This is a genomic window from Sphingomonas glacialis (assembly GCF_006439055.1).
Taxonomy (GTDB): Bacteria; Pseudomonadota; Alphaproteobacteria; order Sphingomonadales; family Sphingomonadaceae; genus Sphingomonas; species Sphingomonas glacialis_A.
Map to the genome: position 1 here is coordinate 1 of NZ_RCZC01000008.1, position 26,557 is coordinate 26,557.

Consider the following 26,557-nt stretch of genomic DNA (forward strand, 5'->3'; position numbering starts at 1 on the left):
AAAGATGGTGTATCGCGGCGGCTGCATTTCGACAGCGATGAGATTGCAGCCCCTTCACATACGATGCCTGGATCGGGGTCGAGCCTGACCTCGTGCATCGAGGGAAGGAGTGAGAGCGATGACGCATTTTGTAGGTCTGGACGTCTCGGTGAAGGAGACGTCGGTGTGCGTGGTGGACGATGCCGGCAAGGTGGTGTGCGAGCGTAAGGTGCCGACCGAGCCGGATGACATTGCTGTGCTGCTGACATCGGTCGCTGGCGATTACGTAAGGGTCGGGATCGAGGCCGGACCGCTGTCGCAGTGGCTGGTGAACGGCCTGATCGAGGCGGGTCTGCCGGTGATCTGCGTCGAGACACGGCACATGAAGGCCCTGTTGCAGGCGCAGCAGATCAACAAGTCGGACCGCAACGACGCCCGCGGGATCGCCCAGATGATGCGGGTCGGCCTGTTCAAGCCGGTGCACGTGAAGACGCTGGCCGCGCAGGAACAGCGCATGCTGCTGACCAGCCGCAAGCTCGTCCAGCGCAAGCTGATCGACATCGAGTCCGACATGCGCGGCACGCTGCGCAACTTTGGCCTCAAGGTCGGTGTCGTCAGCACAATCGGTTACGAGGCCCGGATTCGTCATCTGGTCGAGGGCTTTCCGAGACTGGCGGCGATCGTCGAGCCGTTGCTGACGGTGCGGCGGGTGATGCGCCAGCAGCTCGCCACACTTCACAAGATGCTGCTCGACACGGTCCGGCATGATCCGGTCTGCAAACGGTTGATGACCGCGCCCGGCGTCGGCCCGGTGGTTGCGCTCACCTATCGGGCCTCGATCGACCAGCCCCAGCGCTTCGTCCACTCCAGAGCGGTCGGCGCGCATGTCGGGCTGACACCCCGCCGCCATCAGTCGGGTGAGATCGACTATGACGGCGGCATCTCCAAGTCCGGCGACACCATGCTGCGAACAATGCTGTACGAGGCGGCGCAGATCCTGATGACCCAGAGCCGCCACTGGTCTTGGCTCAAGGCCTGGGGGATGGAGGTCGCACAGCGCCGGGGCATGCGGCGCGCCATCGTCGCCGTCGCGCGTCGCCTGGCCGTCGTTCTCCACCGCATGTGGACGGACGGCACCGACTTCCGCTGGGGCAGCGAACCCGGCACCGCGGTCGCGGCCGCCTGATACAGGCTCAGACAGGAGTTTTCACGGTTCTGCCTCGGCAGGAAGAGGTCCTCACGGGGACGAAGGTGGTGTGAGATCGTAATGGCGGCAGCCCTGTTCTTACGAACAAAGGCGTCCAAAAGATTGATCCACGCCGCTTTCTCTTACCCCATCATGGGGCGGCTACGTGCCGACCCCGGAGAGAAGCACGAACCCCGTGTGACGATCTCAAGCTCGGCAGAAAACAGTATTTGAACTTCGTTGCCTACCAATTCGTCAGACCGGCGCACTCGCGGCGGCGGAAAGTGGCCTGCGCCTGTTGACTCAGGCCGCGATAGAGAAGCCGCCNCTGCCTCGGCAGGAAGAGGTCCTCACGGGGACGAAGGTGGTGTGAGATCGTAATGGCGGCAGCCCTGTTCTTACGAACAAAGGCGTCCAAAAGATTGATCCACGCCGCTTTCTCTTACCCCATCATGGGGCGGCTACGTGCCGACCCCGGAGAGAAGCACGAACCCCGTGTGACGATCTCAAGCTCGGCAGAAAACAGTATTTGAACTTCGTTGCCTACCAATTCGTCAGACCGGCGCACTCGCGGCGGCGGAAAGTGGCCTGCGCCTGTTGACTCAGGCCGCGATAGAGAAGCCGCCATTCCGCTTCCCACCGATTGTCGCCGTCCCGCCCTCGGTTGCGAACGCGGGTCGTCTGAAATCGGACTGGCGGCTTTCGCGCGCAAAAGCGGTCGGGCAACGGTCGGCCAAATTTAGCCATTGCCTCGGCAGTCGCCTCGGCGGAAGCCATGGCCTCTGGATGGCCTGGCGGGCGGCGCGACACCAGGGGGGAGGCCCCGGCCTTCGCCGGGGCGACGGTTATGCGTTAGTGCCGTTAACAACCAAATGTCGCCGTTCAGCCCTTGCGTTCGCAGACCCCGTTTTATGGGTTAACGGCCGAACACCGCAGCTCAGCGCAGGCGTTCGATCGCCTGCGCCAGCGCCACGTACAATTTGCCCATGTCCGACGAGAGCAGCGTCACGCCAAGCGGAGAGCCGTCACGTTGCGACAGGATCGTCCGCAGCATCGCCTCGAAGTCGTGGATGTAGCGATTGACCTGATCGCGGAACGCCGGGTCCTCGTCGTGCAGCCGCGCGATCTCGCGCGCTTCGCCGGCATCGATCAGCCGCACGGCACGGCGCGTGAAGACGCCGCGATCGCCCTTGAGATAGGCCGACCAGGCACTGTCCGACACATCCACAGAGAACGCCTTGGCGATGTCGATCGACGCCGAGTTGAGCGATTCGATCAGCAACGAGACGCGGCGCGTCAGCGTATCCTGATCGGCCTTGTCACGCTCCTGTCGTGCCTCGACCAGCCGGGTCTCGACGATTGCGGTCGAGTCGGCGATCGTCCGCATCTGCTGCGTCAGCCGCTCGGCGACGCGTTCGGCGGCGTCGGCGGCGGCTTCGGCGGCGGTGCCGATGCTGGCGATCTGGCGATCGAGCGCAATGGCGGTCGCGCGTTCCATCGCGGCGGTGCTTTGTTCTTCGAGCGCTTGCGCCGCGGCGGGGATGACGCTGGCGAGCGTATCGCGGGCACGGTCGGCAGCGCTGCTCGCAGTGTCGCGCACGCGCAGCAGGGCCTCGACCAACCGCGGCGCCGCCTCTTCGGCGAAGCGGTGGGTGCGATCGATCGTGTCATCGACCATCTGGCCGAGCGCATCGGCGCGCAGCTCGCCGTCGCTGAGCGTGTCGAGCAGCGTCCCGGCGAGTTTCTCGACGGTGTCGCGTTGATTGGCGATGACGTGCGCGATCGCCTCGATCGCGTCGTGCGTGCTTTCCGCAGCGGTGACCAGAGCGAGCAGCTCGGGCTTCGCCTGCGCGACGCCGCGCCGGCTCTCGGCGGTGCGTGCGTCGAGCCGCGTCAGCGCGTCGGGCAGCGTCTCGTCGATCTCGCGCGCTGCCGCGTCGAGTGCAAGCAGCAGGCGTTCGGTCGTCGCGATGGCGGCGGTCGCCATCGTATCGCCCGTCTGGAGCGCCTCGGTCATCGCATCGGCCGATCCGCCGAGCGCGCTGATCGACGCCGCCAGCGCCTGCGCGCGCTGCACGCCCTGCGTGTTGAGATGATCGAACTGCGCGCTCACATGCGTGATGCCCTGATCGATATCGCGGACGATCCCGTGGCTGAGATCGCGCTGCTCGCCAAGCCGCGCGGCGACCTGCTCGATCAGATGCTCGATATCGATGATGCGGGCGGCGAGCCCCTCGGCGCTGTCGTGCGCGGCGCGATCGAGCGCCGCCTGGTTCGTCCCCAGCATCGCGAGCATCGCATCGCCCTGCGCGGCGATGCCCTTGCGGGCTTCGTCGACCGCATCGGCGGTGCGGCCGAGCAGCGCATCGACCGCATGCGACATGTCGCCGGTGACCTGTTCGAGCCGCGCACCGGCTGTCTCGCTGGTCGCTTCCATCCGCGTGATGTGGGCGGCGAGCTTCTGCGCGGCGCCGTTGGCGACGGCGTCGGCTTCGCGTCCGCGCTCGGCGAGCGCGTGCAGCTGCGCGTCGAGCGCGGCCGCATGTTCGCTCGCGGTGACGCCGGTGGCTTTGAGCAACTGCGCAAGGGCATCGGTTTCACCCTGCGCGCGCGGCAGCAGCGCGAGCAGGACTTCGAGTCGCGTATGCGCCTGGTCGGCGGCGGTCGCGAGCGTCGCCGCATGGGCGTCGGCATGTTCGACCTGCGCGACGAGGCCCGACCCGACGCTCGCCAGCCGCGTGGCGGCGGCATCGCCGAGCGCCATCAGCGCGTTGGTCTGTTCGGCGAGATTGGCGCGGTGCCTCTCGATGTTGTGGCCGAGCAGCGCGACGCTGCGTTCGAGGCTGGCGGCTTCCGCGCGCATCGCGTGCGCGGTGATGCCGAAGCGCTTCGCCTCGGCGCGACTGGTCCGCAAGGCGAGCAGCAACACGATGCCGATCAGCGCGGGTGGCACGCACAGGCTGGCGATGAAGCTGGTGAGTGCAGGCGCGGAGAGATCGGCCAGGCTGGTCCACGACGCGGCGAGCATTCCCCCGATCCAGACGAGCGACACGGCACCGCCAAGCAGCGCGGGCCACGGCCGCGGGTACCGCATCGGCCCGAACGCGTCTTCGTCCTCGATCCCGTCTTCGAACATATGGGTCAGCGCGATCGGTTCCTCATAGGAGCGGGCCAGGGGTTCGGCCGCAGCGGCGCTGTCGCGCGCTTCGCCCGATGACGCGGCACCGTTCGGCCGCAAGTCTATGATCCGCGAACCCCCGTTCATGTCCATGTGTTTACCACGATTATGCCGCGCGCAAAGCGAATAGCGAAACCTTGGCTTAACCGCTCGTTCGCTATGTGGGGGGCATGGCCTATGATCCCGGTGCAATCGATGCGACGTTGGCGGCGGCAGTGGGCGACGAGCCCGCGCTGATCGCCGAACTGCGTGCAGCCTTTCTCGACAGCGTTCGGCACGGTCTCGACGCGCTCGAGGCGGCGCGTGGCGACGCGGCGTGGCGCGCCGCGGCGTTCCGGCTGCGTGGGCTCGCGGCGAGTTTCGGCGCGGTGCGGCTGATGGCGATCGCGACCGAGGCGGCCGAGGCGGAGGCGCACGACGCCGCGCTGCTGCGCCGGCTGCGCCGCGCGGTCGACCGGCTGTAACCCGTCACGGGCTTTGCCTTAAGCGCGCTAAGGCCGTAACAGCCCAGCGATGCTGGCTGGACTGATTTTTGCAACCGAAGATGCCGATGACCGGATGGGCGTGCTCGCGGCGACCTTGCCGTTCGGCGGGCTGACGCTGATCGAGTTTCAGGCGCGCCTGCTCGCCACCGCGGGCGCGACGCAGATCATCCTGATCGTCGCGCGAATGACCCCGGAATTGCTCGGTGCGATCAGCCGGATCGGGCGGCGCGGCGTCTCGGTCGATGCGGTGCGCACCGCGGCCGAGGCAATCGAGAAGCTCCACCCTCTCGCGCGTGTGCTCGTCGTGGCGGACGGGGTGGTGACGACGGGCGATGTCGTTCAGGCGATCGCGGTGATGCCGCACGACACCTTGCTCGTCACCGACGAGGGCAACCCGCATTACGAGCGCGTCGGCGCCGACACCGCCTGGGCCGGGCTTGCTTTGCTCGACGGCAAGCGCGTTGCCGAAGTCGCGGCCTTGCCGCGCGACTATGATTTTCAATCGACGCTGCTGCGCGTCGCGGCGCAGGGCGGCGCCGATCAGGTGCATCTCGATTCGCACATGGCGGTCTCGCACGGGATCGAACGCAGCGCGCAGGCGCTGGCGCGGCGTGGGAACGGGATGGTCGCCGCGCTGGTCGCCAAGCCGCTGCGCTGGGCCGATCGCTATCTGCTCGCGCCGCTGGTCCGATTTGCGCTGCCGCCGCTGATGGCGCGCAGCGTGCCGACGCTCGGGCTGATGGCGGCGGGCGGCGCGGTCGCGATCGGGGGATTCGCGACTTTGCTGTCGGGCCATGCCGCGATCGGCATGGGCGTCGTCTGCTTGGCGATCGTGATCGCGACGGTGTCGGCGGCGATCGCCTGGGTCCGCGACGAAGCCGATCTGGCGCAGGTCGCCGATCGCGCCAAGGCCGGGATCGCTGCGCTCGGGGCGCTGTTGGTCGGCTATCGCGCGGAAGCGCCGGCGGGAATGATCCTCGCGGTCGCGCTGGTGATTGCGGGCGCCTTGCTCGAGCGCGCTGCCGATCCGGCGCTGCAGCGGCGCTGGTGGGCGAGCCCTGCCGCCTATCCGGTCGTGCTGTTCGTCCTGCTCGTGCTCGGCCAGCCGCTGCTCGCGCTCGGCGCGGCGGGGCTCTATGCCGCCGGGACGCTCGCCGCCGCCATTGAGGGCTTTCGTCAAAAGCCTTAGCTTGGCTTTAACGACAACCCCCTAGATGCTGGACGCATGTCGATCGAACGTCGCGACATCGATGACGGCGCCCAAGGGGGCGCCATGGCGCTGCTCGCCCGGGCGGCGGCGGCGGACTGCCGTGTCGATGTGCGGCTGCGCGGTGCGATCGACGATTTCTATCTCGCCGATCAGGCGCGGCTCGACGACCGCACGCGCCTCGCGATGCGGCGCGTGCTCGGCGATCTCGCGGTTGGCGTTGAAACGGCGCTGCGACGCCATGCTGCGCGTTTGCTGTCGGCACGCGCGGTGCCGCACCTTGCTGACGCGTTAGCCACCGAATCGCCCGCGACGCTTGATCGGCTTTTCGGCTCGGGGCTGCTGCGCGATCCCGATCTGATGCGCGAACTGTTCGGCCGGGTGCGGCAGGATCTGCTTGCCGACGCGTTGCCGAGCGAATCGCCCGAGGATCCCGATCGCGCCAGCCTGTTGCCGCGGCTGGTCGCCGTGCCCGATAGTGTGGTTGCCGCGGGGGCGATGGCGCTGCTGTCGGCCGAAAGCCGGCGGCGAATCCCGCTGGCGCCTGGCCAGCTCGCCTCGACCGAATTGCCCGCCGAACTGCACCATCGCCTCGTCTGGTGGGTCGCGGCGGTCTTGCGCGAACGCTTCGGCACCGGCGCACCTGATGCGCTGGCGCAGCTCGATCGGGCGCTCGCCGAGGCCGCGCTGCGCAGCATCGCCGCGCATGACGAGGGCGACCGGCTCGAAGCGGTCGCGCTCCGACTTGCCGCCGCGCTCGATCCGCAGGCGGACGAGTTTGCCGGGTTGCTGGTCGAAGCGCTTGCCGATCGGCGCCTTGCCTTGTTCATTGCGCTGCTCGCCCATGCGATGGGGATCGATTATGCCGATGCGCGCGAGATCGTGCTCGATCCCGGCGCCGAGCGGCTGTGGCTGTTGCTGCGCGCGCTCGAGCTCGACCGCGAATCGATCGCGCGAATCGGGCTGGCGCTCAGCGAGGCCGACCCCGCGCGCGATCTCGACCGCTTCGCCGATGCGCTCGACGAGATCGCCGCGATCGATCCGGTGCTGGCGCGCCAGGCGCTCGCGCCGCTGCTGCTCCACCGCGATTATCGCGCTGCGCTGGTTGCGCTAGGACGCGGGCGATGAACGTGAACGATCCGATGTTGCCGCCGGTGCGGGGGCTGATCGACCGCGACGGTCGCCTGGTCGAGGCCGACCAGCGGCTCTACGATTTGAATGCGCGAGCCGGCGGTGCGATCGGACTGCCGCTGGCGATCCCGCAGATCGCCACGCTGGTGCATCTCGCACAGCGGCTCGGCATCCTCATCTCGCGCGGCGTCGTCGCGGCCGATGGCGACGACGATCTCGAACTGTGGGTGCGCGCGCAGCCCGAGACCGGGCCGAGCCGGGCGACGGGTGGCGTGCGCCTCACGATCACCGGCTGGCGCGCGCGTGCGCCCTGGTATCCCGGCGATATCGCCAATGACCGCGCGAGCGATTTCCTGCGCAGCCAGGCCGACTGGCTGTGGGAGACCGACAGTGCGCTGCGGCTGACCTTCCTGTCGATCAGCGCGGGCGTCGAGTACGGCTTCGACGCCGGGGCGCTGCTCGGGCATCCGCTGACGCGACTGTTCATCCTGGGCGAGAGCGATGGCGGGGCGTTTCCGATCCTGGGCGGGCTCGCCTTGCAGCAGCGCTTCGACGATCAGCCCGCGACGATCCGCGATACCGGGCGACCCGTCCGGCTCTCTGCCACGTCGCGCACCGATGCGAGCGGCGCCTTTGCGGGGTTCGTCGGCGCGACGCAGATGCTCGACGCGGCGCCCGCGCCCGAACCCACACCGAGCAGCGACGCCACGATCAGCGCCTTTGCCGAGCGGCTCGATCAGGCGTTGCGGCTGCCGCTCGACCGGATCATCGCCAATGCCGACAGCATTCACGACCAGTCCGAGGGGCCGCTGCGCCAGGATTATGCCGATTACGCCGCCGATATCGCGAGCGCGGGGCGGCATCTGAAGGGGCTGGTCGACGATCTGGTCGATCTCCAGGCGATCGAGCGTCCCGACTTTGCCGTCCTTCACGAGCCGGTCGATCTGGCCGACGTCGCGCGGCGTGCTGCGGGCTTGCTGCAGGTTCGCGCGAGCGAGGCGCGGGTGCGGATCGATCGCCCGGCGTTCGGCGAGACGCTGGCGGCGACGGGCGAATTCCGGCGCGCGCTGCAGATTCTCGTCAATCTGATCGGCAATGCGGTGCGCTATTCGCCAGCCGACGGGATGGTGTGGGTCCGCGCCGAGCGCGAGGGGGCGGTCGCCGCGGTGATCGTCGCCGATCAGGGCAAGGGCATCGCGCTCGACGACCAGGCGCGGATTTTCGAGAAATTCGAGCGTGTCGATCCGCGCGAAGCCGGTGGCAGCGGACTCGGGCTCTATATCGCGCGGCGGTTGGCGCGCGCGATGGGGGGCGATGTTACGGTCGATTCGGCGCCGGGGCAGGGGGCGCGCTTCGTGTTCACGCTTCCGGCGGCTTAGGGCCTAGACGTCACCCCGGCCTTGTGCCGGGGTCTACCGTGCCGCGCGTTCTACGCAGCCAGCGCGCGCATCCCAGTGGGCCCCGGCACAAGGCCGGGGTGACGGTATAGGGAGCGCCTCAGCGGCGCGCCCACCAGATCAGCCCGGCGCCCGCGAGCCCGACGATCGCGCCGTAGAGCACCCAGCTGCCCTGTTTGAGCATGAAGCTCGAGGCCGGCCACAGGATGAGCCCGGCCCCCTGGCCTGCGAACAGCAGGCCGAATGCGAGGATCAAGACGCCCGCCACCAGGGCGAGCGTCTTGACCGCGCTCACTTACGGTCGGCCAGCGGCACGAAGTCGCGCTGCGTCGGGCCGGTGTACAGCTGACGCGGACGGCCGATCTTCTGCTCGGGATCCGAGATCATCTCGTTCCACTGCGCGACCCAGCCGACGGTGCGGGCGAGCGCGAACAGTGCGGTGAACATCGTCGTCGGGAAGCCGATCGCCGAGAGGATCACGCCCGAATAGAAATCGACGTTCGGGAACAGTTTCTTCTCGATGAAGTACGGATCGCTCAGCGCCATTTCCTCGAGCGCGATCGCGACGTCGAACACCGGATCGGTCACGCCGAGCTCGCCAAGCACTTCGCGCACGGTCTGCTGCATCACGGTCGCGCGCGGATCGTAGTTCTTATAGACGCGGTGACCGAAGCCCATCAGGCGGAACGGATCGTTCTTGTCCTTGGCGCGCGCGATATATTCGGGGATGCGGTCGACGGTGCCGATCTCGCGCAGCATGTTGAGCGCCGCTTCATTGGCGCCGCCATGCGCCGGGCCCCACAGGCAGGCGATGCCCGCCGCGATGCACGCGAACGGATTGGCGCCCGACGAACCCGCGAGACGGACGGTCGAGGTCGACGCGTTCTGCTCGTGATCGGCGTGGAGGATGAAGATGCGGTCCATCGCCTTTTCGACGACGGGGTTCACGACGTACTCTTCCGCCGGAACGCCGAAGGTCATCTGCAGGAAGTTGCCAGTGTAGCTGAGGTTGTTCTTCGGCGACATGAACGGCTGGCCGATCGAGTATTTATACGCCATCGCGGCGATCGTCGGCATCTTCGCGATGAGGCGATGGCTCGCGATCATGCGCTGCTGCGGATCGGTGATGTCGGCCGAATCCTGGTAGAAGGCCGAGAGCGCGCCGACGACGCCGCACATGATCGCCATCGGATGCGCATCACGACGGAAGCCGCGATAGAAGGTCGCGAGCTGCTCGTGCAGCATCGTGTGGCGGCTGATCGTGTAGCTGAACTTGTCGAGCTCGTCCTTGGTCGGCAGTTCGCCGTTGAGGAGGAGGTGGCAGACCTCCATGAAGCTCGACTTCTCGGCGAGCTGGCCGATCGGGTAGCCGCGATGGAGCAGCACGCCCTCGTCGCCGTCGATATAGGTGATCGCCGAGTCGCACGACGCGGTCGAGGTGAAGCCCGGATCGTAGGTGAACATACCCGTTTGCGCGTAGAGCTTGCGGATATCGATCACATCGGGGCCGACGCTGCCCGACAAGACCTTGAGATCGAGGTCCTTGCCTGCGGCGTTCAGCTTGACGGAGTCAGTCATCGGTGGTCCTTTCGAAAACCTATGCGGCCATCTGGTCGGCGATACGCCCCAGGCTCTCGTCGCGCCCGAGCAGTTCGAGCACGTCGAAGATTCCGGGAGAGGTCTTGCGCCCGGTCAGTGCGGCGCGCAGCGGCTGCGCGACTTGACCCAACTTGACCCCTGCATCCTCGGCGACCAGCCGAACCGCAGCTTCGAGCGCCTCCGTATCCCAGCTTTCGGTCGCGTCAAGCGCGACGTGCAATCGAGCGAGTAACGCGCGTGCATCTGGGCCCAATAAGGCGGTCGCCTCGGCGTGCATTTCCACCGGTCGAACGTGGAAAAGGAACGCGGTTCCCGCGGCTAGCTCGTTGAGGTTGGCGGCGCGGGGCTTGAGCGATGCCATGCTGCGACAAAGTATGTCTGCCTGACGGTCCGTCGGTTCGAAGCCGAGCATCGGCGTGACCAGCGCAGCAAGCCTCGCATCGTCCGCCTGCCGCATATATTGACCGTTGAGGTTCTCGAGCTTCTTGAGATCGAACCGCGATGGTGATTTTCCGACTCCGTCGAGATCGAACCATTCGATCGCCTGATCGCGGCTGATCAGTTCGTCGTCGCCGTGGCCCCAGCCGAGCCGGAGCAGGTAATTGTCGAGCGCCTCGGGGAGCACGCCCAGTTCGTCACGGTAGAATTCGACGCCGACCGCGCCGTGGCGCTTCGACAGTTTCGCGCCGTCCGATCCGTGGATCAGCGGGATGTGCGCATAGATCGGATCGGGCCAGCCGCCCTCGATCGCGTGCATCGCGCGGATGATCGGGAGCTGGCGGAAGGCGTTGTTGAGATGGTCGTCGCCGCGAATCACGTGGGTGACGCCCATGTCGTGATCGTCGACGACGACCGCGAGCATATAGGTCGGCGTACCGTCCGAGCGCAGCAGGACGAGATCGTCGAGCTCGGCGTTCTGCACCGTGACCGATCCCTGGACCTTGTCCTCGATCGTCGTCGCGCCGTCGAGCGGGGCTTTCAGCCGGACGACGAACGGGCGCGTCTCAGCGCTCGTATCCATGTCGCGATACGGGCTACGCACGCGCAGCGGCTTCTTCGCGGCCTCGGCCTCGGCGCGCATCGCGGCGAGCTCTTCCTGCGTCAAATAGCAGCGATAGGCGTGGCCATGCTCGACCATCGTGTGCGCAACCTGGGCATGACGGTCGGCGCGCTGCGATTGATAGACTTCGGCGCCGTCCCAATCGAGCTCGAGCCAGCGCAGCGAGGTGAGGATCGCGTCGATCGCCGGCTGGGTCGAGCGCGCGCGATCGGTGTCCTCGATCCGCAGCAGGAACTCGCCGCCGTGATGGCGCGCATAGAGCCAGTTGAACAGGGCGGTACGCGCCCCGCCGATGTGCAGAAACCCGGTCGGCGACGGCGCGAACCGGGTGACGACCTTGGTGTCGGATGCGCCGGCGGCGGGGGCCGCGGCGGGGTCAGATATTGCGCTCAATCGCGCATGCTCCCAGACTAGAGATTGGATGGCCGGATCAGCCTTGAGCGCCTCTAGCACGCACCTTCCTGCGCTTCAAATCGGCGTGCCGCGGGGGTGGTTTGGCGTCGGCGCACGACTCGAGACGTGGCTCGAGGCCGAGCGCGATCAGCTGCCGTTATGGCTGCCGGTGGCGCTGGGGGCGGGGATCGCCTTGTGGTTCGTGTTGCCCGATGCGGCGGCATGGGAAGCGGCGGGGCTGCTTGCGATCGCGGTTGCGCTCCTGGGTGTGGCGTTGGCGCGGCATGGGCGCGCGGCGCGCATCGTCGCGGTTGGCGGGTTTGCGGTCGCGATCGGGCTCGGGTTGATCTGGTGGCGTGCCGAGCGGGTGACGCACGCTGTCCTTGCCGAACCGACGATCGCGACCTTCACCGCGCGAGTCGAGCGAATCGAGCCGCTGGCGGCGCGCGACCTGGTGCGACTGCGGCTGGCCCCGCTGCAGGTGCTGGCGGTGCCGGCGACGCGGGGGCCGGCGCGCCCGCTTCCGACGCTGCCGGCGCACATCCGGGTCAATCTCGTCGATGCGGATGTGCCGGCGCGTCTGGTCCCCGGGGCCATCCTCGAACTGTCGGCGCGCCTGATGCCGCCGCCACCGCCCGGCGTGCCCGGTGCGTACGATTATGAGCGCAGCGCGTGGTTCGACGGGATCGGCGCGACCGGCCGCGGTTTCGCGCCGATCCGGATCGTTTCGGGCGGCGGGGCGGGCGGCGTCGGGCTGCGGCAGGCGCTGTCGCAGCATATCCAGCAGCAGGCGGGCGGCGGCGGGGTCGGGGGAATCGCCGCTGCGCTCGCGACCGGCGATCAGGGCGGGATCCCGCTCGACGACAATGAGGCGATGCGCCGCTCGGGGCTCGCGCATCTGCTGTCGGTCAGCGGGCTGCATATCACCGCGGCGGTCGGCGCGGTGATGCTGCTGGTCGGGCGTTTGCTCGCTCTGAGCCCGTGGATCGCGCTGAGGACGCGCGTTCCCTTGATCGCGGCGGGCGCGGGGGCGCTGGCGGCGATCGGGTATACGCTGCTCACCGGCGCCGAGGTGCCGACGATCCGATCGTGCGTGGCGGCGTTACTCGTTTTGGTCGCGCTGGCATTGGGGCGGCAGGCGTTGACGCTGCGGCTGGTCGCGGCGGGGGCGGTGGTGGTGTTGCTCCTCTACCCGGAAGCGCTGGTCGGGCCGAGCTTCCAGCTCTCCTTCGCGGCGGTGGCAGCGATCGTCTCGCTCAACGAGCATCCGCAGTTGCGCGCGTGGTTCGGGCCGCGCGAGCAGTCGCGGCTGGCGAGACTCGGGCGCGAGTTGGCGTCGCTTTTGCTGACCGGGATCGTCGTCGAACTCGCGCTGCTGCCGATCGCGCTGTTTCACTTTCACAAAGCGGGGATCTACGGCGCGGTCGCCAATATCGTCGCGATCCCGCTGACAACCTTCGTAACGATGCCGTGCGAGGCGCTCGCGTTGCTGTTCGACACGGTCGGGGCGGGGCTGCCGTTCTGGTGGCTGACGGCGCGCTCGCTCGATCTGCTCTTGTGGATCGCGCACGTGACCGCGGCCATCCCGGGCGCGGTCGCGCCGCTGCCGGCGATGCCGGGCGCCGCCTATGGCCTGATGGTCGCCGGTGGGCTGTGGATCGCGTTGTGGCGCACGCGCTGGCGGCGGCTCGGGGCGGTCTCCTTGCTGATCGGGTTGGTGTGGGCGCTCGCGACGCCGGCGCCCGATCTGCTCGTGACCGGCGACGGGCGGCATGTCGCGATCCGGACGGCCGATGGCGCGCTGGCGCTGCTCCGCGATCGGACGGGCGACTATACCGCCGACACGCTTGCCGAAAATGGCGGGGTCTCGGACTTGCCCGTGCTGCTGTCCGAGCGCCGCGACGCCCGCTGTAGCCGGGATCTGTGCCTCACGCGCCGGATGGCTGGCGGGCGCGAGTGGCGGGTGTTGGCGACGCGGAGCGGCTATCGCGTTCCCACCGCCGATCTGGTCGCTGCCTGCGCCGGCGTCGATATCGTGATCAGCGAGCGTCGGCTGCCGCGGCGGTGCGTGCCGCGCTGGCTGCGGCTCGACCGGCCGACGCTGGAGCGAACGGGCGGGGTCGCGATCGCTTTGGCATCGCGTACGGTGCGGACGGTTCGCCACGCGGGCGACCGGCATCCATGGATCGCGGCGCCGGATGCCGGGACCGCGCGGCGTCGGTGGGCTGGCGAGATGCGTTCACGGTCGACGCCTACAGCGAGCGGTGCGGCGGGATTGCGATGACGACAGGGCAGCGATGGCGGTGCGTCGTTCTTGCCGCTCGGCGGGAAATGCCGGAAGATGTGCGGTATCGTCGCGCATTTCGGAGCCTGCACGCCATGGCCGACCAAAGGATCAAGGGACCCGCATCCTATTTCCCCTCAATCGAGAAGACCTATGGCCGTCCGATCGCGGAGTGGCAGGCGCTGGTGCGCGAACGCTTGCCGGCAAAGCATATGGACCTCGTCGCCATGCTGAAGAGCGACCATGGCATGGGGCATGGCCACGCGAACGCGATCGTCGCGTACACCCTTGCCGAGCAAAGCGACCCCGAGCGCAGGGACCCTTAGCTTGAAAAACGCCGAGTATAGGAACTCCGGTAATCGGGACCCCGAGGACGGGAACTCAGCGCATGGGAACTCCGGGCACGGGAACTCCGGGGAACGCGACTGAACCGACCCGACCGTCGCGATGCACCGATCGAGTGCGATGCCGCGTCACGCCGATCCTCTGTCAGTCGTAACGGCGCAGCAGCCCGGCGAGCTTGCCCTGCACGCGCACTTGAGCCGGAGCGTAACGCTGCGGATCGTACGCACGGTTGGCCGGATCGAGCCGCACCATCGCGCCCTCGCGGCGGAAGAATTTGAGCGTCGCCTCGCTCTCTTCGATCAGCGCCACGACGATCTCGCCGTCGCGCGCGACGTCCTGGCGCTTGATCAGCGCATAATCGCCGTCGAGGATCCCCGCCTCCACCATCGAGTCACCCGACACTTCGAGCGCATAATGCTCGCCGCTGCCGAGCAATGCCGCGGGGACCGAGAGCATCGACGCGCCCTCGAACGCCTCGATCGGCACACCGGCCGCGATCCGGCCGTGCAGCGGGATCTCGATCACGTCGTTGGCGGGCTGCGGCGCGGCGCGCGGTGCGCTGGCCGGAGCGGACTTGCTGGGCGTCTTGATCCCGCGCTCGGGCATCTTGAGCACTTCGAGCGCGCGGGCGCGGTTGGGCAGGCGGCGGATGAACTGGCGTTCCTCGAGCGCGCTGATCAGGCGATGGACGCCCGATTTCGATTTAAGATCGAGCGCTTCCTTCATTTCCTCGAAGGACGGCGATACGCCGGTCTCGTCGAGCCGGTCGTTGATGAAGCAGATCAGCTCATGCTGCTTGCGGGTAAGCATCGCGCGGCCCTTTCGTCGGAACAGACGACGAACCTATACGGAACGAAAAATCGCCCGTCAAGCAGAGCAATCACGTCGGCGCACGGTTTTCCGACGAGTCGCCGGTGGGGATGCGCGCGACGCTGTGGAGCTTTTCAAGACAGGCGTCGTGCTGCGCGTGCGCGGGCAGGGCAATTTCGGAAAAGGCGGTGGTGAGCGCGACGCCGGCATTGTGGAATGGCGCGCCGACCCGGCGATCGAGCGGTCGGCGCGGGCGGGCCGGATCGCCGGCGGCGTCGACCGGCGCCGGCGGTGGTGCGCCGAGCGCTTCGACCGGGAGTGCGAGCGCCGCGACATGGCCGGTCGCGATCAAGGTGCGGAAATGCATCCGGATCTGATCCGACGCATTGATCAACAGGCGCTGCATCTGGGCGTCGTAGCTGTCGGCGGCGTCGCAGGGGCGTCGGTGCGCCATCGTCCAGCCGCTGAACTCGGCGGCATGGATCCGGCGTTCCTGTAGCACGACGAGCGAATGATGACGTGTGTCGGCAAGGATCCGCGCGAAGGTGGTCATCACGCTGACGCGCGGTCCCTCAAGGACTTGCATGAAGCTCTTGCCATCGGACCAAAGCAGCCCCGTAATCCCGTCGATCGCGTTATTGTGACGCGATTGCTCGAGGATGCTGGCGAGATCGGCTGTGTCGCCGGGCACTGTGCTCAGGCTGACATACAGGATTTGACGCACGCCGTTAATCCTTACTCGTAAAGGTCAGCGTTACGGGCGGGGGGTGTGCGCTGTCGTTGCGGTGGATCGTGCCCGGTGACGATATCCTGCATCAGTCTTTGCGTTCACAGCGCCGGTGCAACCCGAAAGCCACACGCCGACGACAAAGCATCGTGCAGCATCACTATGTCATAATCGCGTCACAATCGCGACCTAGCGGCGCGGTCGAGCCACACCGCATCACGCATCACCGCTGCAGCATCGCCGCGCAGGACCAAAAGGTCCGCTGCGGCGAACGGTGTGGGCAGACCATTTAACCTATTGGGGGAACATCATGTCCAAGTCTCACGTCGCCAAGGCGGCCCTTCTGCTCGGCACCGCATTCGGCGCGATCGCCAGCATCGGTTCGGCCAGCGCACAGGACGCCGCGGCGCCCGTCGCCGCGGTCCAGGCCGCGCCCGAGAGCGACAGCCTCGGCGATATCGTCGTCACCGCGCAGCGTCGCAGCGAGAATCTGCAGAAGGTGCCCGTGTCGGTCGGCGTGCTGTCGGGTGCCGATCTGCGCACCTACACCTCGGGCGGCAGCGACACGCTGCTCGAACTCGCCAACCGCGTCCCCGGCCTCTACGCCGAGACGACCACCGGCAAGATCTTCCCGCGCTTCTACATCCGCGGCCTCGGCAACATCGATTTCTACCTCGGCGCATCGCAGCCGGTGTCGATCATCCAGGACGACGTCGTGCTCGAGCATGTCGTGCTCAAGTCGAACCCGGTCTATGACGTCAACCAGATCGAAGTGCTGCGCGGGCCGCAGGGCACGCTGTTCGGCCGCAACACCACCGCGGGCATCATCAAGTTCGACACCAACCGCCCGACCAACGAGTTCACCGGCCGCGCGACCGCGTCGTATGGCAGCTACAACACCGTCAGCGTCGATGCCGGCGTCGGCGGCCCGATCGTCAAGGACGTGCTGAGCTTCCGCGTGTCGGGCCTGTACCAGCGCCGCGACAACTGGATCGACAACACCTATACCGGCCCGAGCGACGACGGCACCGTCGGCGGCAAGGACAAGCTCGGCGGCTTCGAGGAGAAGGACATCCGCGTCCAGCTGATGCTGACCCCGCCCGAGACCGGCTTCACCGGCCTGCTCTCGGCGCATGCGCGCGACTATTCGGGCACCTCGACGATCTTCCATCGCGGCGCGATCCTGCGCGGCTCGAACGACATCAGCGCGGCACCGCGCGCCAGCGTCGCGCTCGACGAGGGCGGCGGCAATCGTCAGGCGTACAAGACCTATGGCGGCTCGTTCAACGCGAAGAACGATTTCGGCGCGGTCACGCTGACCTCGATCACCGCCTATGAGACGACCGCGGGCTACAGCCGTGGCGACACCGACGGTGGTGCTGCGAGCAACTTCGCCGGGGGCAAATTCTATGGCGAGAGCCAGGGCCGCGTGCGCGATCTCGATCAGCTGAGCGAGGAAGTTCGCCTCGCCAGCAACGGTACGGGTCGCTTCAAGTGGCAGATCGGCGGGATCTATTTCGAATCGCGCGACACGACCGAGTTCGACCAGCGCGGTTTCTTCCTGCTCAACAATTCGTTCGGCACTGTGCCCAATCCGAACAATTACGTCGTGCTGCGCAACACCAACACGTCGTATGCTGGCTTCGGTCAGGCGAGCTACCAGATCCTCCCCAAGCTGACGCTGACGGGTGGCGTGCGCGTGACCTATGACGAGAAGAAGACGCGCCTCGTCACCCCGCCGCGCACCGCAGCGGGTGTCTCGACCTTCCCGGCGACCGCGGCGACCAACGTCCGCCTCGCCGATACCCAGCCGAGCTGGGAAGCCAGCCTGAACTATGCGGTCGATCCCGACGTCAACGTGTTCGCGCGCGTCTCGCACGGCTTCCGCGGGCCGACGATCCAGGGCCGCAACGCGGTGTTCAGCTCGGCCTTCGTGACCGCCGGGTCGGAGACGATCACGTCGTACGAGGCGGGCTTCAAGTCGAACCTGTTCGGCAACACGCTGCGCTTCAACGCGACGGGCTTCTACTACAAGGTCCACAACATCCAGCTGAACGGCAACGACGCCAACAATAACGGCCTGCTGTTCAACGCCAACCAGGCGCAGGCGTGGGGCGGCGAAGCCGAGCTGACGTGGCGCCCGGTGCGCGACTTCACGCTGGGTCTGGGTGGCAGCGTGCTGCACACCGAGATCAACGACACGCGCGTCTATACCCCGGCCTGCTTCCTTAATGGCGCGCTGACCTGCACCGTGCTCAATCCGACGCTCAACGTCCGCAATGCGGCGGGGACGACGACCGCGGTACTGGCGCAGATCAACGGCAACGCGCTTCCCAACGCGCCCAAGTATCAGCTCGATGCGAACGCACGCTACGACTTCCCGCTCGGCAATGGCGGCAAGCTGTTCATCGGCGGCGACGTCACGCTGCAGGGCTACACCAGCTTCGTGCCGTACAAGACGGTCGAATATACGTCGGACGGCACGTTCGAGGCTGGTCTGAAGGCAGGCTATACCGCGCCCGACGGCAAGTATGAGCTCGCGGTGTTCTCGCGCAACGTCACCAATGAGAAGAACCTCAAGGGCGTGCTCGACAACTATAACGCTGCGGTCTTCAACGATCCGCGGATCATCGGCGTGTCGCTCAGCGGCAAGTTCTGATCGGGGAGGGCCGGTGTGCGGACGTTACGCACATCGGCCGCTTCGTCCGCTGGACTCTGTCCCGGCGGCTGTGGCGTGATCGATCACAGCTCATGCGGCCATGCCGGCGTCGTGCCGGGGGGCCGCTATAGGTAAGGCGGATCCTTATCTCGAACGCGGAAGAGCGGCCGATCTTACGCCATCGTCACCGCATCCGGAACACGCCGGTATACTCGTTGTCGGCGTCGCCCAAGGTCGTGCTGCTGAACTGATACGTCCCGCCCGGTCGGCTGAGCGGTGCCTGGAGCCGCACCGTCGCGCGTTCGCCCGGCGCGAGGACGATCTGGCCGTCGCCCGCCAAGCCACGATCCTCACGCGAGAGACGCGCCGCGCGGAAGAACGCCTTCTGCGTGAGGTTGTGGCCCTTGTCCGAGCGATTGGCGATGCGCAGCACATAGGAACCGCCGCGGCGCAACACGATGGTGCTTGGCACAAAGCCGTGGTCGGTCATGGTGATCGCCACGGATTGCGGCGCGCGTGCGACAGGCGTCTGCGCGACGGCGGGCGCGGCGATTGCCATCAGGGCGAGCAGGGCGGTCTTCATTGCATGTCTCCGTATCGAACTGGAGACGCAAACGGCGCAGCGCCGGGCTTCGTTCCGCGCGACTCCGACCGTCCGCCGCGGCGACTTGCGGCTCAGCCGACCAGCGTGCGCGTTGCCGTCTCGACATCGTCCTGCCGCATCAGCGCCTCGCCGATCAGGAAGCAGCGGATGCCGTGCTCGGCCATCGCGTCGAGGTCGGCGCGCGTCGTCAGCCCGCTTTCGGCGACGAAGGTGCAGTCCTTCGGCGCCTTCGACACCAGCTCATAGGTCCGCGCGAAATCGACCGTGAAATCGCGCAAGTTGCGGTTGTTGACGCCGATCAGCCGCGACTTGAGCTTCATCGCGCGCTCCATCTCGGACTGCGAATGGACCTCGACGAGCACGTCCATCCCGCATTCGATCGCGCTCGCCTCGATCTCGGCGAGCGTCACATCGTCGAGCGCGGCCATGATCAGCAGGATCGCATCGGCACCGATTCCGCGCGACTCAGGCACCTGCCACGGATCGACCATGAAATCCTTGCGCAGCACCGGCAGGTCGCACACGCCGCGCGCGGCGGTGAGGAAGCCGTCCGACCCCTGGAACCAGGCCTCGTCGGTCAGCACCGACAGGCAGGTCGCGCCGCCGGCCTGATAGGCGAGGGCGTGCGCCGGGGGATCGAAATCCTCGCGGATCAGGCCCTTGGACGGGCTGGCTTTCTTGATCTCGGCGACCAGCGCGTAGCCGCCCGCTGCCGCGCGCGCATCGAGCGCGGCGCGGAAGCCGCGCGGCGGCGACTGGCCGGCGATTCGCGCATCGAGTTCGCTCAGCGCGGTCGTCGCCTTGCGCGCGGCGACGTCGGCACGCTTGGTTTCGAGGATACGGTTCAGGATATCGGTCATGAATATGCGATCCAACGATCGAGCAAGGCGTTCGCCGAACCGCTGTCGAGCGCTTCGGCAGCGATGGCTACGCCTTCGGGAAGGGTGTGGCTGATACCCGCGACGATCAGCGCGGCGGCGGCGTTGAGCAGGACGGCGTCGCGATACGCGCCTTGCTCGCCGGTGAGCAAGCGGCGCAAAGCGGCGGCATTGTGCGCCGCGTCGCCGCCGCGGATCGCGCTGACCGGGTGGCGCGGCAGGCCGGCATCCTCGGGCGTGATGGTGCGCGGAAGGTCGATCGCGCCGACCGCGACCGCGATGCTCGGCCCGGCGCTCGACAGCTCGTCGAGCCCTTCCTCGCCCGAGACGACGAGCGCCGCCTCGGTGCCGAGCTGTTCGAGCGCGGCGGCATAGGTCGCGGCATAGTCGGGGCGCGCGATGCCGATCAGCTGGCGCGTGACGCCCGCCGGATTGGCGAGCGGGCCCATCAAATTGAAGATCGTGCGGCGACCGAGCTTCTGGCGGATCGGGGTGATGCGCTTCATCGCCGGGTGGTGGTTGGCGGCGAACAGGAAGGCGATGCCGATGTCGTTGAGGCTCGCCTCGGCGTTGAGCCCGGCGCGGTGCATGTCGAGCCCGAGTGCCTCGAGCGTATCGGCGGCGCCCGCCTTGGACGAGGCGGCGCGGTTGCCGTGCTTGGCGACGGGCACGCCGGTGCTGGCGACGACGATCGACACGGCGGTCGAGACGTTGAGCGTGTGGTGGCCGTCACCGCCGGTGCCGCAGACATCCAGCGCGCCGACGGGTGCCGCGATCGGCAGCATCCGGTCACGCATCGCGCGCGCGGCGGCGGCGATCTCGATGCTGGTCTCGCCGCGTTCGGTCAGGCCGATGAGGAAGCGCGCGATCGCGTCGTCGGGGACGTGGCCGTCGAGCAGGTCCGAGAATGCCTGCGCCGCTGTCTCGCGGCTCAGCGGGGAGGACGGGTCGGGGAGCAGGGCGAGGGTGGTCATAGAGCACTCCCCTCCCGCTTGCGGGAGGGGCTGGGGGTGGGCTCGCGCTCTATTGTGAACGCAGCGCTGATTGAACGCGCGCGCCCACCCCCGCCCCCTCCCGCAAGCGGGAGGGGGGAAGAAGGTGCGAGCCGGCTCATGCGGCGCCCCCGGCATCCGCCAGGAAATTCCCCAGCAGCGCATGACCATGCTCGGTCGCGATGCTCTCTGGGTGGAACTGCACGCCGTGGATCGGGAGCGTCGCATGGCGCACCCCCATCACCGATCCGTCATCGGCGCGGGCATTGACGATCAGCGTGTCGGGCAGATCCTCGACGATCAGCGAATGATAGCGCGTCGCGATGAAGGGCGACGGGAGCGCGGCGAACACGCCCGACCCATCATGCGTCACGGGCGAGGTCTTGCCGTGCATCAGCCCGCCGCGCACGACGTTCCCGCCGAAATGCTGGCCGATCGCCTGGTGCCCAAGGCACACGCCGAGCAGCGGCCGTCCCGCATCGGCACACGCCGCGACGAGATCGAGCGAAATACCCGCGTCGGTCGGCGTCTTAGGGCCGGGCGAAATGAGGAAACCGGTGGCGTTGGTCGCCAGCGCATCCGCCGCGGTCATCGCGTCGTTGCGCACGACCTTCACCTCGGCGCCGAGCTCCATCAGATAATGGACGAGGTTCCAGGTGAAGCTGTCGTAATTGTCGATGACAAGGATCTGTGCGCGGATCATAGCGCGCCGCTACCGCTTTTGTCGTGTAGCGACAATGATCGAATGTGCGATCGAATCTGCACGTTCAGCTTGGATCAAGCTGGCGTGGTGGACGTTGTTGATCCTCGAGGAGATTTTTCACCATGCTGCGCCCCCTTGCCATCGCCCTGACGCTGGCCGTCACCCCGGTCTCGAGCTTCGCGCAGACCGCCGAGCAAACCGATGCTGCCGCCAAGCAGGCCGAGTCCGGCAAGCCCCCGCTGCGGATCCGTTCGATCACGCTGACCGGCAACCAGGCCTGCCCCAAGTCGAGCAATCCCGATGCCGAGATCGTCGTCTGTGCGCGCCAAGGCGAGCCGTATCGCATCCCCAAGGAATTGCGCGACGACAAGCCAATCCCCGCGCAGAATCAGAGCTGGGTCAATCGCGCCGCAGTCGCGGACGAAGTAGGCCGTCGCGCAGGGGGCCTGCCCGACACCTGCTCGCCGACCGGATCGGGCGGCCAGACCGGCTGCGCGATGATGCGCGCGCAGCAATATGCCGCCGAAAAGGCCGAGGCCAAGCGTCAGGCCGCAGCGATCCCGTGATCGCCGCCGGCTGATTACTGCCCGAAACTGACCTCCGCCGCGCGTGCGATCGCCTCGCGCGCGGCGGCGAGCAGGGCGCCGGCCTTGGCCTCGCATTCGCGTTGCTCATATTCGGCGACGCTGTCGGCGACGATCCCGGCGCCGGCCTGGACGTGCATCGTGCCGTCCTTGACCACTGCCGTCCGCAACACGATGCACGAATCCATCGATCCGTCGGGCGAGAAATAGCCGACGCCGCCGGCATAGGCCCCGCGCACTGCATCCTCGAGCTCGGCGATGATCTCGCATGCGCGGACCTTGGGTGCGCCGCTGACGGTGCCCGCGGGGAAGCCGGCGAGCAGCGCGTCGATCGCGTCATGGTCTGGCGACAAGCGGCCGACGACGTTCGACACGATGTGCATCACATGGCTGTAGAATTCGGTGGTGTAGCTCGCGGTGACCGTGACGCTGCCGGCTTCGGCGACGCGGCCGACATCGTTGCGGCCGAGATCGAGCAGCATCAGATGCTCGGCGCGCTCCTTGGGATCGGCGAGCAGGCCGACGCGGTTGGCCTCGTCCTCGGCGGCGGTCTTGCCGCGCGGGCGCGTGCCTGCGATCGGGCGGATCGTCACCTCGCCGTCGCGTACGCGGACGAGGATCTCGGGGCTCGAGCCGGTCAGCGCGAAGCCCGGCAGGTCGAGATGATAGAGGAAGGGCGAGGGGTTGATCCGCCGCAGCGCGCGATAGAGTTCGAACGGGGGCAGCGTGAACGGCGCGGTGAAGCGCTGTGCCAGCACCACCTGAAAGATGTCGCCCGCGACGATATAGTCCTTCGCTGCCGCGACCATCTCGGCATAGCGGCCGGGCGCGAGCGTCGGCGTCAGCGCGATCTCCTGCGCGGCGGGGGCGCGCACGGGGGCGGGGAGCTGTGCCGTGGCGAGCCGGGCGGCGGTCGCCTCGATCCGGTCGGCGCCTTCCGCGACGATAGCCTGGGGCGTGCGGTTAGCATCGGGCCAGACCGGCGCGACGAGGAACAGCGCATCGGCGAGCCGGTCGAAGATCAGGATCACCGTCGGGCGCACGAACATCATGTCGGGCAGCCCGAGCGCGTCGTTGGCGGGGCGCGGCAAGCGTTCGACCAGGCCGATCGTCTCATAACCGAAATAGCCGACGAGACAGGCGAGCGCGCGCGGCAGCTCGGCGGGCACGTCCATCCGGCACGACTCGACCAGCGCGCGGAGCGCATCGAGCGTCGGCGCGTCGCACGGCGCGAAGGCCTCGCGGTCGGTCAGCCAATGCGGGTTGATCGCGGCCTCGGCGCCGTGTGCGCGGAACACCAGATCGGGGGCGAGCCCGATCAGGCTGTGCCGCCCGCGCGTCTCGCCGCCCTCGACCGATTCGAGCAGGAAATCGCCCCGCCCGGGTTCGATCAGCTTGAGCGCGGCGGCGACCGGCGTCTCGGTATCGGCGACCTGGCGCTGCCACAGCAGAGCGGGTTTCCCCGCGGCGAGGGCCGCGCGGGCGGCCATGCGGTCGGGGCGCTCGGCGCGATCAGGGCTGCTGGTCATCTGCGCTCACGCCGCCAAGCAGTTGGGCCTTGAGCTTGGCGATCGCCAGCGCATTGCGCTTGGTGCCGACGGCATTCTGCACCGCCTTGCCGAACTGCGCGACATATTCGCGGCCGATCACGCTGCCGATATCGCTCTCAGTCCCCGCGATCACCTTGGCGTTGCCCGACGCATCGCCCGAGGTGATCGTGTCGAGATGGACGATCAGATAGCCCGCATTGTTGGGCGCCTCGAGCAGCTTGGTCGTCTTTGCCGGCATCGCGAAGAGCATCTGCAGCGGCGCTGAGACGGCGCGCGGATCGGCGAGCAATTGCGCGCGCGGGCCGGCGATCGGGCGGAGCGGCGGCAGCTTGAGCTTGGTCGCGGCGAACGCCTGCGCCAGCGGCACTCCCTTGTTCGCCGCGGCGACGACACCTGCGGCGATCTGGCGGACCGCTTTCTGCGCACGCGCCAGCTCGAAATCGCGGATCACGAGATCGCGGATCTGCGCGAGCGGACGCGGGGCGGCCGGCACGATCTTGTTGAGCGTGATCAGCGCGAAGCTGCCGTCCTGGCCGAGCGGCACGGTCTGCGGCGAATCGCCGGCATGCGCTGCGAACGCCGCGGTGAGGATCGGCGCGATCGCGGGATCGGGCTTGGCGGTCGGGTTGGCCACGTCTTGCCCGGTGGCGAGCAGCGCCGGCGTGGTCTGCGCGGTCAGCTTCTGCTGTGCGACGATCCCGTCGAAGCTCGCCTTGGACAGCGTGTCCTCGAAGCTGTTGCGCTTATCGGTGAGCAGCGCCGCGGTCTTCTGCGTCGTCAGCGTCTTGGTCAGCTCGGGCGTTGCGGCCGCCAGCGTCGTGGCGGGACGGATGCGCTGCTTCTCGACCTTGAGGACGATGAAGCCGAGCGGCGCGCGCAGCGGGCCGGCGACATCGCCAGCCTTGCCGCCAAATGCCGCGCTCGCGATCGCAGGCGACGTCTGCGCGGCGTAGTCGGTCTTGGTCGTATCCGTGAGCGTCACCGGCTCGAGCCCAGCGGCCTTCGCGGCTTCGGCGATCGGCGTGCCCGCGCGCACCTTGGCGGCAAGCGCGTTGGCGGCAGTCTGGTCGGCGACGACGACCTGGACGATCGTGCGGAGGTCTGCGGCGGCATATTTGCCCGACTGCGCCTTGTAGGCAGCTTCGATCTCGGCCGCGCTTGGCGTTGCGGCGGCACCAACGGTGGCGGCGTTGACGATCGCATAGCGCACGACGCGGCGCTCAGGCACGCGGTAGCGCGAGGCGTTGCGGGTGTAATAGGTGGTGAGCTCGGCGTCGGTCGGCACGGCGCCGGCAGGCACCGCCTGCGACGGAATGAAGCCGATCGTCCCGGCGCGCTTTTCGAGCAGCAGGCTGGCGTACGGGAGCGCGAGCTGCAGCGGGACCTGGCTGGCTTTCAGCGGCGACTGCCACAATTGCTTGACGAGGATCTGGTCGGTCGTCTGCAGGCGGACATCGGCGTCGGTCATGCCGATCTGGCGCAGCACGCCCTCATACTTCTCCTGGCTGAACTTGCCGTCGAGCCCGGTCAGCCCCGGCTGTGCGGCGATCACCGCATCGACCGCGGGCTTGCCGACAACCATGCCCTGCGCCTGTGCGTACTGGCGATAGGCGGTCGAATCGATCAGCCGCTCGAGCGTCGCGTCGAACCCGCCGCCTGCCACGAACTGCGCCATGTCGAGCGTCGGCTGCTGCTGGCGATAACCGTCCATGTCGCGCTGCACCGCGGTCTGCAGGTCGCTAACCGAAATCGTCTTCTTGCCGACGGTCGCGACGATGTCGCCCTTGGCGACCGGGTCGGCGCTACCCGACAGGCCGGCGCGGTCGCCGAGCACGAACCCCAGCCCGAGCAATGCGACGAAACCGAGCGCGATCGCGCCTCCGAACCGGTGGGCAATCATTCGGCGGAAAAAGCTGAGCATGGTCGGAAACGGCCAATCTGTCTGGAGCGTGTTGCCGCTGCTTTAGGGGGCAGGCGGGGCCGCATCAACCCAGGCGGTTGGACTTGTACCGCGCGCGCGCTTCGGTATCGCTGTTCCGCGAGGATCAAAACGGGAGAGACGCACAATGGCGCGACGCAAGCTGGTGGCAGGCAATTGGAAGATGAACGGCAGCCATGCCGCGCTCGCCGAACTGGTCACTATCGCGGAGGCCGCGCGCGCTGCGCCCTTGGTGGACGTGTCGATCGCGCTGCCGGCGACGCTGATCGCGCCGGCGGTGGCGCTGGTGCCGGGCTTCGCGTTCGGCGGCGAGGATGTCCATGCCGCCGAGAGCGGGGCGCATACCGGTTGCCTGTCGGCCGCGATGCTGGTCGAGGCGGGCGCGCGCTTCACGATCGTCGGGCATAGCGAACGCCGCGCCGACCAGGGCGAGACCAGCCAGGACGCCTGGGCCAAGGCGAGCGCGGCGCATCGCCACGGGCTCGGCGTGATCCTGTGCGTCGGCGAGACCGATGCCGAGCGTGACGCCGGCCGCGCGGCGCGCGTGGTGCAGGCGCAGATCGAGAAATCGGTCCCCGATCTCGCGACGGGCGACTGGCTGACGCTGGCGTACGAGCCGCGCTGGGCGATCGGCACCGGCCGCACCCCGACGCTCGACGAGATTGGCGAGGTCCATGCGATCGCGCGCGCCAAGCTGCGCACGCTGGTCGGCGATGCGGCGGACGGGATCCGCATCCTCTATGGCGGATCGGTGACGGGGGCGAACGCGGCGGCGATCCTCGAAACCGAGGATGTCGACGGCGCTCTGGTCGGCGGCGCGAGCCTGACCGCGGCAAAGTTCGTGCCGATCATCGAAGCGGCTTGAAG

The 26,557-nt window shown here is 68.0% G+C and carries 22 protein-coding genes; 10 read left to right on the top strand and 12 right to left on the bottom strand.

Going from position 1 to position 26,557, the window contains the following annotated elements:
* Window positions 1-118 precede the first annotated feature (118 nt).
* Window positions 119-1,165: an IS110 family transposase gene (locus tag EAH76_RS19340; protein WP_140851924.1), complete on the top strand. Its 1,047-nt coding sequence runs from the start codon at window positions 119-121 to the stop codon at window positions 1,163-1,165.
* A 937-nt stretch (window positions 1,166-2,102) separates the two neighbouring features.
* On the opposite strand, the gene EAH76_RS19345 is transcribed toward EAH76_RS19340, so the two are convergent.
* Window positions 2,103-4,430, bottom strand: coding sequence for a hypothetical protein (locus EAH76_RS19345; RefSeq protein WP_140851925.1), 2,328 nt, complete (start codon window positions 4,428-4,430; stop codon window positions 2,103-2,105).
* An 83-nt stretch (window positions 4,431-4,513) separates the two neighbouring features.
* Here EAH76_RS19345 and EAH76_RS19350 point away from each other — a divergent pair, with 83 nt between their 5' ends.
* From EAH76_RS19350 to EAH76_RS19365, 4 genes are read left to right on the top strand one after another with little or no spacing between them, the layout of a single operon-like run.
* Complete coding sequence (locus EAH76_RS19350; protein ID WP_140851926.1) at window positions 4,514-4,807, top strand: Hpt domain-containing protein; 294 nt, start codon at window positions 4,514-4,516, stop codon at window positions 4,805-4,807.
* A gap of 49 nt (window positions 4,808-4,856) precedes the next feature.
* The gene (locus EAH76_RS19355) at window positions 4,857-6,017 is read left to right on the top strand and encodes a hypothetical protein (RefSeq protein WP_140851927.1); all 1,161 of its coding nucleotides are present in this window, start codon (window positions 4,857-4,859) and stop codon (window positions 6,015-6,017) included.
* 36 nt (window positions 6,018-6,053) lie between these two features.
* Window positions 6,054-7,163, top strand: a complete 1,110-nt coding sequence (locus EAH76_RS19360; protein ID WP_140851928.1) for a DUF2336 domain-containing protein — start codon at window positions 6,054-6,056, stop codon at window positions 7,161-7,163.
* On the top strand, window positions 7,160-8,545 hold the full coding sequence (locus EAH76_RS19365; protein ID WP_140851929.1) for a sensor histidine kinase: 1,386 nt from the start codon (window positions 7,160-7,162) through the stop codon (window positions 8,543-8,545). The genes EAH76_RS19360 and EAH76_RS19365 overlap by 4 nt, the downstream gene beginning before the upstream one ends.
* Window positions 8,546-8,663: 118 nt before the next feature.
* Here the strand turns inward: EAH76_RS19365 and EAH76_RS19370 are convergent, their stop codons facing one another.
* The 3 genes from EAH76_RS19370 to gltX are packed head-to-tail and all read right to left on the bottom strand — an operon-like array spanning window position 8,664 to window position 11,615.
* Window positions 8,664-8,858 carry a hypothetical protein gene (locus tag EAH76_RS19370; protein ID WP_140851930.1) on the bottom strand — a complete coding sequence of 65 codons (195 nt, stop codon included), beginning with the start codon at window positions 8,856-8,858 and terminating at the stop codon, window positions 8,664-8,666.
* Window positions 8,855-10,141, bottom strand: coding sequence for a citrate synthase (locus EAH76_RS19375; protein WP_140851931.1), 1,287 nt, complete (start codon window positions 10,139-10,141; stop codon window positions 8,855-8,857). Before EAH76_RS19375 ends, EAH76_RS19370 begins: the two co-directional genes overlap by 4 nt.
* 19 nt (window positions 10,142-10,160) lie before the next feature.
* Window positions 10,161-11,615 carry a glutamate--tRNA ligase gene (gltX, locus tag EAH76_RS19380; protein WP_140851932.1) on the bottom strand — a complete coding sequence of 485 codons (1,455 nt, stop codon included), beginning with the start codon at window positions 11,613-11,615 and terminating at the stop codon, window positions 10,161-10,163.
* A 43-nt stretch (window positions 11,616-11,658) separates the two neighbouring features.
* On the opposite strand from gltX, the gene EAH76_RS19385 reads away from it, so the two are divergent.
* Window positions 11,659-13,899, top strand: a complete 2,241-nt coding sequence (locus EAH76_RS19385) for a ComEC/Rec2 family competence protein (RefSeq protein ID WP_431358002.1) — start codon at window positions 11,659-11,661, stop codon at window positions 13,897-13,899.
* Entirely contained in the window at window positions 13,896-14,225 is a 330-nt protein-coding gene (locus EAH76_RS19390) for a DUF4287 domain-containing protein (protein WP_241659801.1), read from the top strand. Before EAH76_RS19385 ends, EAH76_RS19390 begins: the two co-directional genes overlap by 4 nt.
* 163 nt (window positions 14,226-14,388) lie before the next feature.
* Here the strand turns inward: EAH76_RS19390 and lexA are convergent, their stop codons facing one another.
* Window positions 14,389-15,054: a transcriptional repressor LexA gene (gene lexA, locus EAH76_RS19395; RefSeq protein WP_140851934.1), complete on the bottom strand. Its 666-nt coding sequence runs from the start codon at window positions 15,052-15,054 to the stop codon at window positions 14,389-14,391.
* A 70-nt stretch (window positions 15,055-15,124) separates the two neighbouring features.
* Window positions 15,125-15,778, bottom strand: coding sequence for a BLUF domain-containing protein (locus EAH76_RS19400; RefSeq protein WP_241659802.1), 654 nt, complete (start codon window positions 15,776-15,778; stop codon window positions 15,125-15,127).
* Window positions 15,779-16,091: 313 nt separating this feature from the next.
* On the opposite strand from EAH76_RS19400, the gene EAH76_RS19405 reads away from it, so the two are divergent.
* Window positions 16,092-18,440, top strand: coding sequence for a TonB-dependent receptor (locus EAH76_RS19405; protein WP_140851935.1), 2,349 nt, complete (start codon window positions 16,092-16,094; stop codon window positions 18,438-18,440).
* Between the two features lie 184 nt (window positions 18,441-18,624).
* Here the strand turns inward: EAH76_RS19405 and EAH76_RS19410 are convergent, their stop codons facing one another.
* The 4 genes from EAH76_RS19410 to EAH76_RS19425 all read right to left on the bottom strand — a co-directional run bounded on the left by EAH76_RS19410 (window position 18,625) and on the right by EAH76_RS19425 (window position 21,617).
* Complete coding sequence (locus tag EAH76_RS19410; protein ID WP_140851936.1) at window positions 18,625-19,023, bottom strand: cupredoxin domain-containing protein; 399 nt, start codon at window positions 19,021-19,023, stop codon at window positions 18,625-18,627.
* Between the two features lie 92 nt (window positions 19,024-19,115).
* A complete protein-coding gene (trpC, locus tag EAH76_RS19415; RefSeq protein WP_140851937.1) occupies window positions 19,116-19,904 on the bottom strand; it encodes an indole-3-glycerol phosphate synthase TrpC in 789 nt (262 codons plus the stop codon).
* A complete protein-coding gene (trpD, locus tag EAH76_RS19420; RefSeq protein WP_140851938.1) occupies window positions 19,901-20,896 on the bottom strand; it encodes an anthranilate phosphoribosyltransferase in 996 nt (331 codons plus the stop codon). The genes trpC and trpD overlap by 4 nt, the downstream gene beginning before the upstream one ends.
* Window positions 20,897-21,032: 136 nt before the next feature.
* On the bottom strand, window positions 21,033-21,617 hold the full coding sequence (locus tag EAH76_RS19425) for an anthranilate synthase component II (protein WP_140851939.1): 585 nt from the start codon (window positions 21,615-21,617) through the stop codon (window positions 21,033-21,035).
* A gap of 122 nt (window positions 21,618-21,739) precedes the next feature.
* On the opposite strand from EAH76_RS19425, the gene EAH76_RS19430 reads away from it, so the two are divergent.
* Window positions 21,740-22,183 (top strand): hypothetical protein, encoded by a 444-nt coding sequence (locus EAH76_RS19430; protein ID WP_140851940.1) that lies wholly within the window; start codon window positions 21,740-21,742, stop codon window positions 22,181-22,183.
* Between the two features lie 14 nt (window positions 22,184-22,197).
* Here the strand turns inward: EAH76_RS19430 and trpE are convergent, their stop codons facing one another.
* Window positions 22,198-23,730: an anthranilate synthase component I gene (gene trpE, locus EAH76_RS19435; RefSeq protein WP_206667912.1), complete on the bottom strand. Its 1,533-nt coding sequence runs from the start codon at window positions 23,728-23,730 to the stop codon at window positions 22,198-22,200.
* Complete coding sequence (locus tag EAH76_RS19440) at window positions 23,714-25,672, bottom strand: peptidylprolyl isomerase (RefSeq protein WP_140851941.1); 1,959 nt, start codon at window positions 25,670-25,672, stop codon at window positions 23,714-23,716. Before EAH76_RS19440 ends, trpE begins: the two co-directional genes overlap by 17 nt.
* Before the next feature lie 145 nt (window positions 25,673-25,817).
* Between EAH76_RS19440 and tpiA the strand changes: the two genes are divergently transcribed.
* Entirely contained in the window at window positions 25,818-26,555 is a 738-nt protein-coding gene (gene tpiA, locus EAH76_RS19445) for a triose-phosphate isomerase (RefSeq protein ID WP_140851942.1), read from the top strand.
* Window positions 26,556-26,557: the final 2 nt, after the last annotated feature.

Coding starts and splice junctions, on each gene's coding strand:
- EAH76_RS19365 (WP_140851929.1), top strand. CDS start 7,160: ATGAACGTGAACGATCCGATGTTGCCGCCGGTGCGGGGGCTGATCGAC.
- lexA (WP_140851934.1), bottom strand. CDS start 15,054: ATGCTTACCCGCAAGCAGCATGAGCTGATCTGCTTCATCAACGACCGG.
- EAH76_RS19390 (WP_241659801.1), top strand. CDS start 13,896: ATGACGACAGGGCAGCGATGGCGGTGCGTCGTTCTTGCCGCTCGGCGG.
- EAH76_RS19355 (WP_140851927.1), top strand. CDS start 4,857: ATGCTGGCTGGACTGATTTTTGCAACCGAAGATGCCGATGACCGGATG.
- trpE (WP_206667912.1), bottom strand. CDS start 23,730: ATGACCAGCAGCCCTGATCGCGCCGAGCGCCCCGACCGCATGGCCGCC.
- EAH76_RS19405 (WP_140851935.1), top strand. CDS start 16,092: ATGTCCAAGTCTCACGTCGCCAAGGCGGCCCTTCTGCTCGGCACCGCA.
- EAH76_RS19430 (WP_140851940.1), top strand. CDS start 21,740: ATGCTGCGCCCCCTTGCCATCGCCCTGACGCTGGCCGTCACCCCGGTC.
- EAH76_RS19440 (WP_140851941.1), bottom strand. CDS start 25,672: ATGCTCAGCTTTTTCCGCCGAATGATTGCCCACCGGTTCGGAGGCGCG.
- EAH76_RS19425 (WP_140851939.1), bottom strand. CDS start 21,617: ATGATCCGCGCACAGATCCTTGTCATCGACAATTACGACAGCTTCACC.
- trpC (WP_140851937.1), bottom strand. CDS start 19,904: ATGACCGATATCCTGAACCGTATCCTCGAAACCAAGCGTGCCGACGTC.
- EAH76_RS19345 (WP_140851925.1), bottom strand. CDS start 4,430: ATGAACGGGGGTTCGCGGATCATAGACTTGCGGCCGAACGGTGCCGCG.
- trpD (WP_140851938.1), bottom strand. CDS start 20,896: ATGACCACCCTCGCCCTGCTCCCCGACCCGTCCTCCCCGCTGAGCCGC.
- EAH76_RS19375 (WP_140851931.1), bottom strand. CDS start 10,141: ATGACTGACTCCGTCAAGCTGAACGCCGCAGGCAAGGACCTCGATCTC.
- tpiA (WP_140851942.1), top strand. CDS start 25,818: ATGGCGCGACGCAAGCTGGTGGCAGGCAATTGGAAGATGAACGGCAGC.
- EAH76_RS19410 (WP_140851936.1), bottom strand. CDS start 19,023: ATGAAGACCGCCCTGCTCGCCCTGATGGCAATCGCCGCGCCCGCCGTC.
- EAH76_RS19340 (WP_140851924.1), top strand. CDS start 119: ATGACGCATTTTGTAGGTCTGGACGTCTCGGTGAAGGAGACGTCGGTG.
- EAH76_RS19360 (WP_140851928.1), top strand. CDS start 6,054: ATGTCGATCGAACGTCGCGACATCGATGACGGCGCCCAAGGGGGCGCC.
- EAH76_RS19350 (WP_140851926.1), top strand. CDS start 4,514: ATGGCCTATGATCCCGGTGCAATCGATGCGACGTTGGCGGCGGCAGTG.